This window comes from Myroides sp. C6-3, assembly GCF_050522425.1.
Classification (GTDB): Bacteria; Bacteroidota; Bacteroidia; order Flavobacteriales; family Flavobacteriaceae; genus Flavobacterium.
Window position 1 is genome coordinate 98,290 of the sequence record NZ_JBMVQP010000008.1, and the last position, 14,773, is coordinate 113,062.

Genomic DNA, 14,773 nt, shown 5'->3' on the forward strand with positions numbered 1-14,773 from the left:
TTATAAAGCAAATATAAGCATAAGCATTGTAAAAAACGCGTGAATTCAGTGATATAACAGTAGAATTGTTAAGTTTATAATATGTATAAGTAATATTGCTTTATTGTTATTTTTGCTTGTATAAAAAAGTAATATTAGTAAAAAAGGCTGACATAGTACAATGTCAGCCTCTTTGCTTTTATCCTGTTATTTTAGGTTCAATAGTTTTTTCCACCAAGGACGATTATCTTGTTGAACATCGTGTCCATAACCGTATCCGTATCCGTATCCGTATCCATACCCACCATATCCTTTCATTGTCATGGTGTCGTTTAGGATAATAGACATATTCTTCAGCTTGCCTTCACGGTGTAAATCTGTTGGAAGTTTCAACATGCGTTTATCTAAGTAATTTGCTCTTGTTACATAAATGAACGTGTCAGAGAACTTGCTGATTAGTAAAGTATCTGTTACCAAACTTACTGGAGCTGTATCTACAATGATATAGTCATATTCCTTTTTCAGCTTCGTAAACATCGCTTCAATGGCATCTCCCATCAATAACTCTGCTGGGTTTGGCGGAATTGTTCCCGCTGGCAATGCAAAGAGATTCTCATATCCATCAATTTTTACGATGAATTGATCGATATCGATATTCCTTCTCAACAGGTAATCCGAAACACCTTTAGAAGGTAAAGTTAGGTAATCATCCAATCGTGGATTACGCAAGTCCATACCGATTAAAAGCGTACGCTTACCAGAAAGCGCAATCGTCGCTGCTAAATTTACGGATGTAAAGGTCTTTCCTTCTTTCGGGAATGTGGAAGTTAAGAAAATGGTTTTAGCCATTCCTTCCTTGACATTTCCAAGCATGAATTCCAAGTTGGTACGTATGATACGCAAGGCCTCTGCAGAGCTTGAACGACTTGCTAGGTCAATGATGTTTTCATTGTCATCCGAATGAGGGATATCTCCTAAGAAAGGTACATTCGTATTGTTTTCAATATCTAATCTATTCTTAACTTTTGTATCTAGTAACAAACGCAAGTAAATGAAAGTAAAAGGAATTAAACCACCTAAAATTAAAGCTGCCAATAAGACAATCATCTTTTTAGGAGAGACTGGTTTGTCTGAGCTCTTCGCTGTGTCAATTACTTTTGCGTTAAGATCCGTTGCTGCTAATGTAATTGCAGTTTCTTCTCTCTTTTGGAATAAGTATAAGTAGATCGCTTCTTTTACTTTTTGTTGTCTATCAATGATTCTAAACTCGCGTTCTTGTCTAGGAACTTGAGATAGTTTAGCGCGCAATTCGTGTTCTTTTCCTTCTAGTTCTTTTTTGGTGATTTTTAAAGAACTTTCTAAGCGCATTAAACTAGCCGTAACAGATGCGCGCATAGCCGAAATTTGATCGTCATACTTAACCACAGTAGGGTTCAGATCTGTTGAACTCGTACTAATTCTATTGCGATCAAGAACCAATAAATTGTATTGGTTAATTTGAGCACTTATATTGGGATTTGACGAAACTAAATTCGGTAAAAGCTCATTTTGTTTGCTGGTTTTTAGAAATTCAATTAAAGAAGAAACCACTTTTAGTTCTGTTTCATTCTCTATGATTTGTTTGTCATAAACATTAGCATCTTGCAAGAATAAACCTAGCTCAGTAGGGATATCTGTGATACTATTTCTTGATTTATAACCTTCAACTGATTTTTCAACATCACTTAATTCATTTGTGATCAGCTTTAAGCGGCTATCGATGAATTCAGATGTCTTTTCTGAGATATAGCGTTTATCTGCAATAGCAGCATCGTTGTATAGCGTAATTAAATTGTCTAAATAATCAACTGCTTTTGCTGGTGTTGGACTAAGAAGGGAAAGATCTAAAATACTTGAAAATTTATCCGTAGGAGTAATTTGTACGTTTTTTACAAAGTAGTCTGTAACTTCCTCTACTGGTTTGATTTCAATAATAATGTTCTTAATTTCTTCACTTTCTTCTGGATCTTCTTTCTCAATATCCAATTTTTTTAATGTTGGCGTTTGTTTTGGTTGGTTTTTTGTAACCACCAATTTCCCTAACACTGTTTCGATTGTTGTATTATACTCGAATGTTCCTAAGTTAACTTTGTCTTTATCTAAAAGCGTAAAAGACGTTTCCGTAATGTCTTTCGCATAGAAGGTGTACGTAATATTGTCAAAATCAAAAACGCGTTCGATAAAGTTGAAGTCTATCGGGCTATTGTTGTAAAGTTCACTGTTGATTAAGCGTCCTTCATTGATATAGGTGATGTTTAACTGTAGACGACGTACTGTTCGTTCAGCTAGGGTACGAGAAGATAAAATTTGAGTTTCATTTTCAACGTTACTTTTTCCTCCAGAAAGCATTCCTAAATCGGCAAAAGCAGAAAGTTCAGTAGAAATACCACCACCTCTTTTTTCATCTTTTACAACAATAGTAGTATTAACCTTATAGGTTTTTTCTGTATAACGAAGGTAGATAAAAGCAAGAATAAGCGTAAGAAAAACACTTACAACAAACCATCTCCAGTGTATAAGATATTTTTCTAATTCCTCCCGAATATTGATATTCGTGTTTTCGTTATTTTCGAATTTTCCTTCCATTTCTATTATTTAGCTGCTAATGCGATTATAGTTACTAATAGGGATAAAGCTGAGATACCTAAACTCAAGTTTGGACCAACTACAGAAGAGTTAACCTTTGTTTTGTTAGGTTCTACATATACAATATCATTTTGATTTAAATAGTAGTAAGGGGAAGTCATGAAATCAGCTTTTGTCATGTCGACGCGATATGGAATGCGTTTGCCTTCTACTTCGCGAATTACTAAGATATTGTCTCTTTTGCCGTAAACAGTTAAATCTCCCGAAAGAGCGATAGCGTCAGATAGCGTTAGGCGTTCGCTTACTATCGTGTGAATTCCAGGACGATTCACTTCTCCCTGTACTGTAATTTTGAAATTCATGATTCTCATGTTTACAATAGGGCGAATAATGTATTTGCTGATTTCTGTTGTTAAATAATCAATAGCTTGTTTCTTCGTTAATCCACTAACTTTTATTGTACCAAGAACGGGAAATTCAATATTTCCTTTATTGTCCACTAAGTAAAGTTGCTGTTGAGCAGATCCTGCCCCCGCTTGGTTGTTCAAATTAGTCACCATGGTGTTGATTAAGTTGAAGGGTTCTGCAGCCTCTCTGTCTTGAGCGGAAACAATGATCATTAGTAAATCATCGGGTTGTAAATACGTCTCAAATTGTTTTACAGCATTGTCGTTAGCTAAAACATCCTCTACATTTTGGTAGTAAACTACCGATTCTCTTGAGGCACAAGAAGAGAAAAAAACAGTAGTAGCTACCAAGAGCACCACAAAAAAGCTTCTTAATTTCATTGTTAATTTTTTTTCAAAAATAGAACTTTGTTGAGTCGAATAAAAGTAAAAGTAGCAATATTTTACAAATTAAAGTAAAAGAGTGCTGAAAACGGTTTTTGTACAATTAATCTAGTCAAACTCTAATTTCTTTTTACGTAATTCAAAGTTTTGACCCAAATATACTTTTCTGACCATCTCATCTTCTGCTAGTTCTTCTGGAATTCCGGCTTTTAAAATGCCTCCTTCAAACATTAAGTAGGTTTTATCTGTAATGGCTAGTGTTTCTTGTACGTTGTGATCCGTAATTAAAATACCGATATTTTTATTTTTTAATTTGGCTACAATGCGTTGTATATCTTCTACAGCAACAGGGTCAACACCTGCGAAAGGCTCGTCTAATAAAATGAACTTTGGGTCGGTAGCTAAAGCACGAGCGATTTCTGTTCTTCGGCGTTCCCCTCCTGAAAGGAGATCTCCGCGATTCGTACGGATGTGTTCTAAGTTAAATTCAGCAATTAAAGATTCCATCTTAGCCACTTGTTCTTGTTTAGAAAGCTTGGTTAATTGTAATACACTGAGAATATTATCTTCAATGCTGAGTTTTCTAAATACGGATGGCTCTTGGGCAAGGTAGCCAATCCCGTGTTGTCCTCTTTTGTACATCGGGAAATTGGTAATGTCCATATTATCTAAATAGATGTGACCAAGATTGGGCTTTACTAAACCAACAATCATGTAAAATGACGTTGTTTTTCCCGCTCCATTGGGGCCTAACAATCCTACGATTTCCCCTTGATTTACTTCGACAGAAACTCCTTTTACGACTTTCCTCTTCTTGTATATCTTGACAATATTATCTGCTCTTAATTTCATGATTAGTCCTTTTTGTGTGCTTCTAAAGCTTCTGTTTTGGGTTTCTTCTGAACAAATTTAGAGATATAAATACTAATTTCATACAGAATTAATAACGGGATCGATACGATGATTTGGCTAATTACATCTGGCGGTGTGATAATAGCTGCCAAAATTAGAATTAGAACAATCGCATATTTTCTGTATTCTCTTAAGAATTGTGGTGTTACTAAACCAAGTACAGATAAGAAATACATGATAATAGGCAGCTCAAAAATAAGCCCACAGGCTAAGGAGGTTGTCTTAACTAAACCAATATACGAATTGATGTCAATGTCATTCTTTACAATGTCACTCACCTGTAGGTTAACTAAGAAATTAATCGACAGAGGCGTAATGACATAATACCCAAATAAAACACCTAAAAAGAATAGAAGGGAGGAAACAATAATAAAGAATTTTGCGTATTTTTTTTCTTTTGTATATAAGGCTGGACTAATGAATTTCCAGATTTCGCGTAAGATAAAAGGGACAGAGATGATAAAACCAGCTGTAATACACGTCCACATCATGACAGAGAATTGCCCGTCCATGGTTCTGTTTTGAATTTCGAAAGGAAGTTCTTGTTGACAAAAACTATCGTCAAAATCAAATTTCTGAGCGATTTTACAAAAGAATTGATACGTGATGAAATCGCTATTCTTAGGACCGAAAATAATTTGATTAAAAATGAAGTCTCTGAAAAAGAAAGCGACAATTCCTCCTCCTAAAATAAAAATAGAAGAGCGAATTAAAAGCCATCTCAATTCTTCTAAATGGTCTAAAAAGGACATTGCCTTTTCTGAGTTTTTTTGTTTTGCCATTGGTTATACTATTCCTTCTTTTAAAATATCGTGTAAATGGATGATACCTTGGTATTCTCCTTTTTTGGTGACAATTAACTGTGTGATTGAATTATCTTCTAATGCGGACAATGCTTTGGAAACAAGCTGGTCGGATTCAATCGTTTTGGGGTTGATGCTCATGATGTCTTTGGCTTGAATGTTTTCAAAACTAACATTATTTTGCAACATTCTGCGTAAATCTCCATCTGTAATAATACCGATCAACTTGTTTTGATCAATTACGGCAGTCACACCTAAGCGCTTTTGAGAAATTTCAACAATCACTTCTTTGATCGAAGAATCTGGGCGAACCATTGGTTTATTTTCGTTGTTTAAGATATCTTGAACCAAGAGCAATAATTTTTTTCCTAAGGCACCTCCTGGGTGATAAAGCGCAAAATCATTGGCTGTGAAATTCCTGCACTCGATTAAACAAGCAGCTAGAGCATCACCTAGGACCAATTGTGCGGTTGTACTATCCATGGGAGCTAAATTATTCGGATCTGATTCGCGATCTACTTTAGAGCGTAAAACGTAATCGGCATTTTTTCCTAAAAAAGACTGTTCATTTGCTGTGATCGCAATGAGCGTATTGCCAAAGCGCTTGAGCAAAGGAGTCAATACTTTTATTTCGGGGCTATTTCCACTATTCGAAATGCATATAACACAATCATTGGGTTGAAGTAAACCTAAATCGCCGTGAACCGCTTCTGACGCATGCATAAAAAGCGAAGGAGTTCCAGTGGAGTTGAAGGTAGCGACAATTTTGCTGCCAATTAACGCACTTTTACCTATACCTGTAACGACTACACGTCCTTTACAATCCAAAATGGTTTGTACAGCCGCCGAGAAGTCTTCCGTTAAATAATCGATAAGCTTTTTAATGCTTTCACTTTCAGATAGTAAAGTTTGTTTTGCTCGTTGTAATATAGTCGTAGATGTATTCAAAATGACGAGAATGTTAAATATTAGGATTGCACCAAAGAAAATTATTATCTTTAGGTACTGCAAATTTATGTAAAATACCATACAAAAATAATGAAATCAATTGAAATTGACTTGCACAAAGAGTTAAAGAGATTTTTTGGCTTTTCCCAGTTTAAGGGTCTTCAAGAAGACGTGGTGAAAAGTATTATCTCCGGGCACAATACTTTTGTGATTATGCCTACAGGTGGTGGTAAATCACTTTGCTATCAATTACCTGCATTGGTTTTAGACGGAACGGCTATCGTTGTTTCTCCGTTGATTGCTCTGATGAAAAATCAAGTTGATGCTATTCGTAGTTTATCAACGGAGCAAGGAATTGCCCATGTTTTAAACTCCTCTTTGACCAAAACGGAAGTGAATCAGGTGAAAGAAGATATCAAACAAGGGATAACAAAGTTGTTATATGTAGCCCCAGAATCATTGACAAAAGAAGAGTATGTGAGCTTTCTTCAAGAAGTAAAACTATCATTTGTTGCGATTGATGAGGCGCATTGTATTTCCGAATGGGGGCACGATTTTAGACCCGAATACAGAAATTTAAGGAATATCATCCGACAATTAGGCGATATTCCCATTATTGGTTTAACTGCTACAGCTACACCAAAAGTACAGGAAGATATTCTGAAAAACCTAGAAATCCCAAATGCTAATGTTTTTAAAGCTTCATTTAATAGACCTAATCTATACTATGAGGTAAAACCCAAAACGAAAAACATAGAAAGTGATATTATTCGCTTTATCAAGCAACGCAAAGGTAAATCAGGGGTTATTTACTGTTTAAGTAGAAAGAAAGTAGAGGAAATCTCCAATGTTTTACAAGTTAACGGGATTAGCGCTGTACCTTATCATGCGGGATTAGATGCCAAAACTAGAGCGAAACATCAAGATATGTTTTTAATGGAGGATGTCGATGTTGTAGTCGCTACTATCGCTTTTGGGATGGGAATCGATAAGCCAGATGTGCGCTATGTGATTCATCACGATATCCCTAAGTCTTTAGAAAGTTATTACCAAGAAACGGGGCGTGCTGGACGTGACGGTGGGGAAGGCTATTGTTTAGCCTACTATTCGTATAAAGATATTGAAAAGCTCGAAAAGTTTATGGCTGGTAAGCCAATTGCCGAGCAAGAAATAGGGATAGCTCTATTGCAAGAAGTAGTAGCTTATGCTGAGACTTCTATGTCTAGACGTAAATTTCTACTCCATTATTTTGGAGAGGAGTTTGATGAAGTACATGGAGAAGGAGCTGACATGGATGACAACGTTCGAAATCCCAAGAAGAAGAGTGAAGCAAAAGAAGAACTCCAAAAAGTGTTGAAGATTATTGGCGAAACCAAGCAAGTGTACAAGACCAAAGAGATTGTATTTATCTTGTTAGGTAAGTTAAATGCGCTTTTAAAAGTAAATAAAACAGATACACAAGCCTTTTTTGGCGTTGGAAAACATCAAGATGAACGCTTTTGGTTGGCGCTCATCCGCCAGGCAAATGTGGCAGGATATCTTAAAAAAGATATTGAATCATATGGTGTGTTAAAGTTGACAGAATTGGGAGAGCACTTTATTGAGCATCCTGTTTCGTTCATGATGACGGAGGATCACGAATATACAGAAGGCGATTCGGTTGTTGAAAGTGATGCTCCAAAAGCAGAGGTAATCATTGATCAAGTTTTGATTAATTTATTAAAAGATCTGCGCAAAAAAGTGGCCAAAAAAGCAGGGGTTCCGCCATTTGTCGTGTTTCAAGATCCATCATTAGAAGAAATGTGCTTGAAATACCCTATCACACTAGAGGAAATGGCGAATATAATCGGTGTAAGTGATGGAAAGGCTAAAAAGTTCGGAAAGGATTTTGTCGATGTAATTAAAAGTTATGTTGAAGAAAACGACATTATCAGACCAGATGATTTAGTAGTGAAGTCTACTGGGGCGAATTCAGCACTTAAATTGTATATTATTCAAAGTGTAGATCGAAAGCTTTCTTTAGATGATATTGCGAAGGCAAAAGGATTAGACATGGATGCCCTATTGAAGGAAATGGAACAAATTGTTTATTCAGGAACAAAATTAAATATCGATTATTGGCTGGATGAAGTATTGGATGAAGATCAACAGGAAGAAATTTACGATTACTTCATGGACTCTGAATCGGATAATATTAAAACAGCTATGGCGGAGTTTGATGGTGAATATGATACGGATGAATTGCGATTAATGCGCATCCAGTTTATTACCAAAGAAGCGAATTAACCGCTGTTTTTATCGTAAAATAAATATAGTCCTTGAGACTTGGAATTATACCATCCAGAGAACAATTGTTCTCTGGATTTTTTTTTGAATAAAGTTGATCGAAGAACAGGGGATAGGGGCAACAGAAGCAGAGTTGAAAAAATTAAAATAGAGGCATTGCTAACGTTTGTTTTAATAGTTTAACTTACCATCAATCTTATAGTGTTTCCTAGTTCTTTTTTAGTTGTTGATAAAAGATGTATATTTAACATTGCTAATTTTACCTGTATTTTGGATATTGCTTTTAAATTTAATAGACCTAAAAACCCTGTATTGGAGGAATATATTCAAGGGTATTATTGCTTAGATGAATATACAACGTTTCCCAAACGGTATTTAACTTTTCCGACGAATTACCTCATATTGACTTATTTACATCATGCTACTGTTCAAAAGGACGGGGATCGCGTATTGATATATAAAACAGAAGGAGCATCGACCTTGAGTTTGACGTATAATTATACACGACCAATGGAAATTAACTATGTAGATAAGGTTAAGGAATTAACTATATATTTTAAGCCTTTTGGACTGCAGCAGTTTTTTACTGATATAAGTTGCTTTACGACAGAGATGTTTTATGATTTTAACCCTCATGAAACATTTAAAAACGATATGGCGCATCTGTTAACTCAAACCGAAGATATCGAGCAGCAAATTGAGAATTATTTGTTGATGCGGTTTCAACGAAAAGAAGATCTGTTGTTGATGGAGTTACTACAGCAATTAGATCAAGGGTACGCTATTGAAGATATTGCGAATAATCTCGGGATATCGCGACAGTATGTGTCCAAATATTTGAAAAAAAGAATAGGTAAGAATGCTTCTGATTATAAAAAAATCGCTCGATTCAGAAAGGCAATACAGAGTTTTCAAGAGCAACCCAATCAAACCTTAACCCAATTAACCTATAATCATTTGTTTTTTGATCAATCGCATTTGATCAAAGAATTTAAGAGGTTCACCAAGCATAATCCTAAAGATTTTTTTGATAAAACAAAACTCGATGTGGAGAATGTCTGGTTGACTATTTAGGTAGTTTCCATTTTTACAAGTTTGTTAGCTGTTTTACAGCTAGTTTTAGCCAAAAATATACAGTATGAGATATAAATTGATAAAAATGCTCATTGTCTTTTTATTTTCGTTGATGGGATTTTCTCAACAAGTTGAAGAGCAACTAATAGATCTAGATTTTGAACAGGTTAAAGGGGGGTATCCTATACAGTGGATTGATATGGGAGATGAACAGTATAAGATATATGCTGATTCAGTTCAGGTGCAAAGTGGAAAATATTCCGTAGTAATTGAAAATACAGGAATGGAAGCAGGATATAAAGCATTGGCTTTAGTGTTACCGCAGAAGTTTAAGGGAGATAGTATTCGTCTTTCGGGTTATATCAAAACAGAAAATGTAACAGAAGGATATGCGGGTTTGTGGATGCGCATTGATCCTATGTTAGCATTTGATAATATGGATGATAGAGGAGTGATCGGTACTACAGCTTGGCAGAAGTATGAGATTACCTTGCCTTTGGATCCTGCTAAGGCGGAGGGAGTTTATATTGGAGGATTGTTGGTTGGTAAGGGAAAAATGTGGTTGGATCACTTACAAGTAACAATTGATGGAAAAACACTAGATGACCCAACCCTTGAAGTTTATGTCAAAGAGCCTTTACCTGCTGATTTGGACAAAGAATTTGATGCGGGATCTGCGATTTCCATAAGCAATCCAACAGCTGAAACAATTGCTAATTTAGAGCTATTAGGCAAAATATGGGGTTTTTTGAAATACCATCATCCTGAAGTGGGCAAAGGAAATTACAATTGGGATTATGAGTTGTTTAGAGTACTTCCTGCTTATTTAAAGGTGAAAAATAAGGAAGATAGAGATGAGGTTCTCCTTCAATGGATAAAGAAATATGGACCTTTGGCGCCTTGTGAAACTTGTGAGCCTGTGTCAAAAGATGCAGTGCTGCAACCGGATTTTTATTGGATGAAGCAATTCGGTATGTCGAAGGAGTTACAAGGCGAATTGCAACAGGTATATGCGCGTAGAAATCAAGGATCACATTATTACGTAGTGTTTGAGAATGTTGTGGGAAGTCCTCGTTTTGACAATGAGAATATCTATGCTAGTATGCCTTATCCGGACAGTGGTTTTAGGTTGTTGGCAGTGTATAAGTATTGGAGTATGATCGAGTATTTTTTTCCAAGTAAACATTTAACGGATAAAAAATGGGAAGAGGTATTAAAAGAATATATTCCGGTGTTTTTAGATGCGAAAGATGAGTTGGAGTATGAGCTTGCAGCAATTCAGTTAATTGGAGAAATTCACGATACCCACGCGAACTTATGGGGAGGTGGTGATAAATTTGCTGTAGCAAAAGGAAATCATTTTGCCCCGTTTAAGGTGAGTTTTGTGGAAGATCAATTGGTTGTAGTTGATTATTTCAATCCTGAATTAATGCAAAAAGAAGAGATAAGTCTGGGTGATGTGATCACGCATATTAATGGAGAAACGGTTGCTGCTATGGTTAATCGCTTACGTCCGTATTATCCTGCTTCAAATGAGGCAGCTCGCTTGAGGGATATAGCAGAAGACGCTTTGCGTTCTTCTACTGCGTCTATGTCAATCACCTATCAAAAAGCTGGAAAAACAAAGCAAATGGATCTTGTGTTGTATCCAGAAGAAGAGTTAAATCGATATCGCTGGTATAAAGTAGACGATGAACAAAGGAGTTTTCGATTGTTAGATCAAACGATTGGTTATGTGACTTTAGCGAACATTCAAAAAGAGGATATACCAGAAATAAAACAGATGTTTAAAGATACCAAAGGAATAATTATAGATATCCGAAATTATCCCACTGCTTTTACTGCGTTTGACTTAGGGGGATGGTTTGTGGATCAAGCAACGCCATTTGTTAAGTTTACTGTCGGAGATGTCAATAATCCTGGGACATTCGTTTTTACACCGTTGTTGGAAATTCCCAATGATAAAGAACCGTATACAGGTAAAATAGTTGTCTTAGTCAATGCGTATACGCAAAGTCAGGCAGAATACACTGCTATGGCATTTAGAGCAGGAAAAAACACAACGATTGTTGGGAGTACAACATCAGGTGCAGATGGGGATATGGCTCAGTTTCATCTCCCTGGAGGATTGAGAACTGCGATTTCGGGCATTGGTGTTTACTATCCCGATGGTACAGAAACGCAGCGCATCGGTATTATACCCGATATAATTGTACGTCCAACCATAGAAGGTATTAAAAAAGGAAAAGACGAACTGTTGGAAAAAGCCTTGGAAATAGTAAAGAAGTAAGTGATTATTCACGATAAAAAAATCCCTTTTGCACAACAAAAGGGATTTTTTTATCGCATTTGATTTTTTATTTTGCTTGATAAAGTTCTCCTCGATGTGGTTTTAATACATCTCTGACCTCTCGCATTTGTTGCTCGTTGACAACCAAATAAGCAAGGGCGTGAAAGTCATTGATAACCTCTTTATCCATAAGTGTTAAAGGAAGTTTTTCTAAAGCTACATATTCACGCAAGTGAATCACGTGGTGCTCTGCTATTTTTTCAGCATCAGGACCTCGAAAATCCCAAATAAGTTTGATTAATCTCTCCATGACTAGTGTAAAACCTCAAAGGTAAATAAATTGTATTGGATCTGATGTATAAAGGAAAAGATCTTTAAAAAGAAGGTGCAGTTTAGGATGGGGGTTTAAACTCCTTTTCGCCATTGGTTTCCTATTTTGTTTTTTGTACTTTTGGAAGTAAAATAAAAGTAACACTAGGTATGATTGAAGAGCAAGTGATTTTAGTTAACGAGCAAGATGAACAAGTAGGTACTATGGGCAAACAAGAAGCGCATGAAAAAGCTTTGTTGCACCGTGCATTTTCTGTATTTATTTTGAATGATAAAAATGAAATTATGCTACAACAACGTGCTGCAGAGAAGTATCATTCACCGTTGTTATGGGCGAACACTTGTTGTAGTCATCAAAGAGTTGGGGAAACCAATATCGAAGCAGGAAAACGCCGTTTGAGAGAAGAAATGGGGTTTGAGGTGGCTTTGAAGGATGTTTTTCACTTTATTTATAAAGCGCCGTTTGACAACGGACTTACAGAGCATGAGTTTGATCATGTAATGATCGGATATTACAACGATGAACCGATTATTAACCCTGAGGAAGTTGAAGCTTGGAAATGGATGGGTATTGAAGAGGTAAAAAAGGATATGGAGGTACATCCACATCTTTATACGGCGTGGTTTAAAATCATTTTCGCCAAGTTTTACCCCCATATCGAAGCGCATAAAAAATAATACAACATGAGATTAACAGTAAGCCGAAAAGCACATTTTAATGCAGCACATCGATTGCATCGTTCCGATTGGTCGGACCAAAAGAATCAAGCTGTGTTTGGCAAGTGTAATAATCCTAATTTTCATGGACATAATTACGAATTAATCGTCAATGTAACTGGAGAAGTAGACCCAGAAACAGGATTTGTCATGGATCTTAAAATACTTTCAGATTTGATCAAAGCAGAGATAGAAGAAGCGTTTGATCATAAAAACCTAAACTTAGATGTAAAGGAATTTCAACAACTCATTCCTACTGCAGAGTATATTGCAGTAGTGATTTGGCAAAAATTGAGACCTTTTATTGCAAAAGACAATGATTTAGAGGTGGTTTTATATGAAACTTCTAGAAACTTTGTAACTTTTAAAGGGGAGGGGATTTAACATGTATAGAATCCATTAAAAGTTGTACATTTGCGTCTTGTTTTAAGCGATAAACCTATTGATAGACTATCGCGAAATGAGGAAGAAGTTAAGCCTATGAGTTTTATACCATATCCAATGATGTTCGAACCCATTCTAAAAGAAAGAATTTGGGGAGGGAAGAAATTGCATACTGTTTTAGGTAAACAGCAGATTTCTGATTCCGTTGGAGAAAGTTGGGAAATTTCAAATGTTCCAGAAAATGTGAGTCTTGTTTCAAATGGTTGTTATCAAGGACAAAGTCTAGAAGAACTGATCAAAACTTATCCGATGGATGTTTTGGGATCTTCTATTGTAACGGCGTTTGGGTATCAATTTCCTTTGTTGTTTAAGTTTTTAGACGCCAAGGAAGATCTGTCTATTCAATTACATCCCAACGATGAATTAGCAAAAGAGAGACACAACTCACTAGGTAAAACAGAAATGTGGTATGTCATGCAAGCGGACCCTGAAGCGAGAGTTGTTGTAGACTTTAAAGAGGGAGTTACGCAAGAGGATTACTTACAACATTTGAGTACCAAAACACTTCCTTCTATTTTAAATGAGATTCCCGTAAAAAAAGGAGATGCTTTTTTTATACAAACCGGAACGGTTCATGCCATTGGAGGTGGCGTATTACTAGCTGAAATTCAGCAAACATCTGACATTACTTATCGCGTATACGATTGGGACAGGGTGGATAGTGAAGGGCAAACAAGAGAACTACACGTAGATTTGGCATTAAAAGCCATTAATTACGAAAAAAAACAGGTTGTACTCACTTACGAAAAGCACGAAAATAAAGCAAATCCTTTGGTTTGTTGTCCGTTTTTTACCGTCAATTTCATCCCTTTGGCGGAGCGATACGAAATAGAGAAGCCTTTAGATCGCTTTTACCTTTATGTCTGTACAGAAGGGGCGTGTGAGCTTCAAATTAACGATTTGACGTGTGGAATTAAACAGGGAGAAACCGTATTGATTCCCGCTTCAGTGAAAAAGCTAGTTGCTATTGGTCAGGCAACCTTGTTAGAAATATATATCGATTAGACCGACGATATAGTAAAGATAATTGTACTTTTGTTTAAATTTTAAATAAATTATTATGGCAAGTGTAAGAGGATTAAAAAAAGATGTACACCAAGTATTAGGAGACATCATTGAGGCAATTTATATTCATGAATTGACAGTAGGAGGACCTACAGAACAGACATCAGCATTAATTGAAGAAGCGTTAACAGGATTCGACGAATTGATTGTTGACATCAATGCAAAGGGAGTTGAAAATAAAAAAGCTCATTTTAAAGGTGTTTTTGTGAAATTGGAAAATATTGCAGGTCAATTAGTTGAAAAGATTAACAACTTGTAATTAGAATAAAGCGAAAAAAAACACGCGAATTCAGTTGGAAGATTGAAAAAGCGTGTTATATTTGCACTCGAAAAATGAGTCGCCGGTGTAGCTCAGTTGGCTAGAGCAGCTGATTTGTAATCAGCAGGTCGTGGGTTCGAGTCCCTCCATCGGCTCCAATTTTGAAGATTAAATATTGCAAGACGATTTTAAGTCGCCGGTGTAGCTCAGTTGGCTAGAGCAGCTGATTTGTAATCAGCAGGTCGTGGGT

At 36.1% G+C, this 14,773-nt stretch carries 13 protein-coding genes and 1 tRNA gene; 8 read left to right on the forward strand and 6 right to left on the reverse strand.

Going from position 1 to position 14,773, the window contains the following annotated elements; all coding sequences use genetic code 11:
* Nucleotides 1–186: 186 nt before the first annotated feature.
* The 5 genes from ACPDG9_RS05360 to ACPDG9_RS05380 form a co-directional block, all read right to left on the reverse strand.
* The gene (locus ACPDG9_RS05360) at nt 187–2,604 is read right to left on the reverse strand and encodes a GumC family protein (protein WP_430526730.1); all 2,418 of its coding nucleotides are present in this window, start codon (nt 2,602–2,604) and stop codon (nt 187–189) included.
* A 5-nt stretch (nt 2,605–2,609) separates the two neighbouring features.
* The gene (locus ACPDG9_RS05365; protein WP_430526731.1) at nt 2,610–3,392 is read right to left on the reverse strand and encodes a polysaccharide biosynthesis/export family protein; all 783 of its coding nucleotides are present in this window, start codon (nt 3,390–3,392) and stop codon (nt 2,610–2,612) included.
* A gap of 111 nt (nt 3,393–3,503) precedes the next feature.
* A complete protein-coding gene (lptB, locus tag ACPDG9_RS05370) occupies nt 3,504–4,247 on the reverse strand; it encodes an LPS export ABC transporter ATP-binding protein (RefSeq protein WP_182647757.1) in 744 nt (247 codons plus the stop codon).
* A gap of 2 nt (nt 4,248–4,249) precedes the next feature.
* The gene (gene tatC, locus ACPDG9_RS05375) at nt 4,250–5,089 is read right to left on the reverse strand and encodes a twin-arginine translocase subunit TatC (RefSeq protein ID WP_430526732.1); all 840 of its coding nucleotides are present in this window, start codon (nt 5,087–5,089) and stop codon (nt 4,250–4,252) included.
* Nucleotides 5,090–5,092: 3 nt separating this feature from the next.
* Nucleotides 5,093–6,058 (reverse strand): KpsF/GutQ family sugar-phosphate isomerase, encoded by a 966-nt coding sequence (locus ACPDG9_RS05380; protein ID WP_430526733.1) that lies wholly within the window; start codon nt 6,056–6,058, stop codon nt 5,093–5,095.
* 90 nt (nt 6,059–6,148) lie between these two features.
* Between ACPDG9_RS05380 and ACPDG9_RS05385 the strand changes: the two genes are divergently transcribed.
* The 3 genes from ACPDG9_RS05385 (at nt 6,149) to ACPDG9_RS05395 (ending at nt 11,708) form a co-directional block, all read left to right on the forward strand.
* Entirely contained in the window at nt 6,149–8,344 is a 2,196-nt protein-coding gene (locus tag ACPDG9_RS05385; protein WP_430526734.1) for a RecQ family ATP-dependent DNA helicase, read from the forward strand.
* A gap of 312 nt (nt 8,345–8,656) precedes the next feature.
* Nucleotides 8,657–9,418 (forward strand): helix-turn-helix domain-containing protein, encoded by a 762-nt coding sequence (locus ACPDG9_RS05390; RefSeq protein ID WP_430526735.1) that lies wholly within the window; start codon nt 8,657–8,659, stop codon nt 9,416–9,418.
* A 64-nt stretch (nt 9,419–9,482) separates the two neighbouring features.
* Nucleotides 9,483–11,708, forward strand: a complete 2,226-nt coding sequence (locus ACPDG9_RS05395) for a S41 family peptidase (protein WP_430526736.1) — start codon at nt 9,483–9,485, stop codon at nt 11,706–11,708.
* A 67-nt stretch (nt 11,709–11,775) separates the two neighbouring features.
* On the opposite strand, the gene ACPDG9_RS05400 is transcribed toward ACPDG9_RS05395, so the two are convergent.
* The gene (locus tag ACPDG9_RS05400; protein ID WP_430526737.1) at nt 11,776–12,018 is read right to left on the reverse strand and encodes a hypothetical protein; all 243 of its coding nucleotides are present in this window, start codon (nt 12,016–12,018) and stop codon (nt 11,776–11,778) included.
* Nucleotides 12,019–12,188: 170 nt separating this feature from the next.
* Here ACPDG9_RS05400 and idi point away from each other — a divergent pair, with 170 nt between their 5' ends.
* From idi to ACPDG9_RS05425, 5 genes are all read left to right on the forward strand, one after another.
* Nucleotides 12,189–12,716, forward strand: coding sequence for an isopentenyl-diphosphate Delta-isomerase (idi, locus tag ACPDG9_RS05405; RefSeq protein ID WP_430526738.1), 528 nt, complete (start codon nt 12,189–12,191; stop codon nt 12,714–12,716).
* A gap of 6 nt (nt 12,717–12,722) precedes the next feature.
* Nucleotides 12,723–13,139: a 6-pyruvoyl trahydropterin synthase family protein gene (locus ACPDG9_RS05410; protein ID WP_430526739.1), complete on the forward strand. Its 417-nt coding sequence runs from the start codon at nt 12,723–12,725 to the stop codon at nt 13,137–13,139.
* Nucleotides 13,140–13,235: 96 nt separating this feature from the next.
* A complete protein-coding gene (locus ACPDG9_RS05415; protein ID WP_430526740.1) occupies nt 13,236–14,204 on the forward strand; it encodes a type I phosphomannose isomerase catalytic subunit in 969 nt (322 codons plus the stop codon).
* Between the two features lie 55 nt (nt 14,205–14,259).
* Nucleotides 14,260–14,523, forward strand: a complete 264-nt coding sequence (locus ACPDG9_RS05420) for a hypothetical protein (protein WP_430526741.1) — start codon at nt 14,260–14,262, stop codon at nt 14,521–14,523.
* An 81-nt stretch (nt 14,524–14,604) separates the two neighbouring features.
* Nucleotides 14,605–14,681: transfer RNA gene (locus tag ACPDG9_RS05425), tRNA-Thr, on the forward strand.
* Nucleotides 14,682–14,773 lie beyond the last annotated feature (92 nt).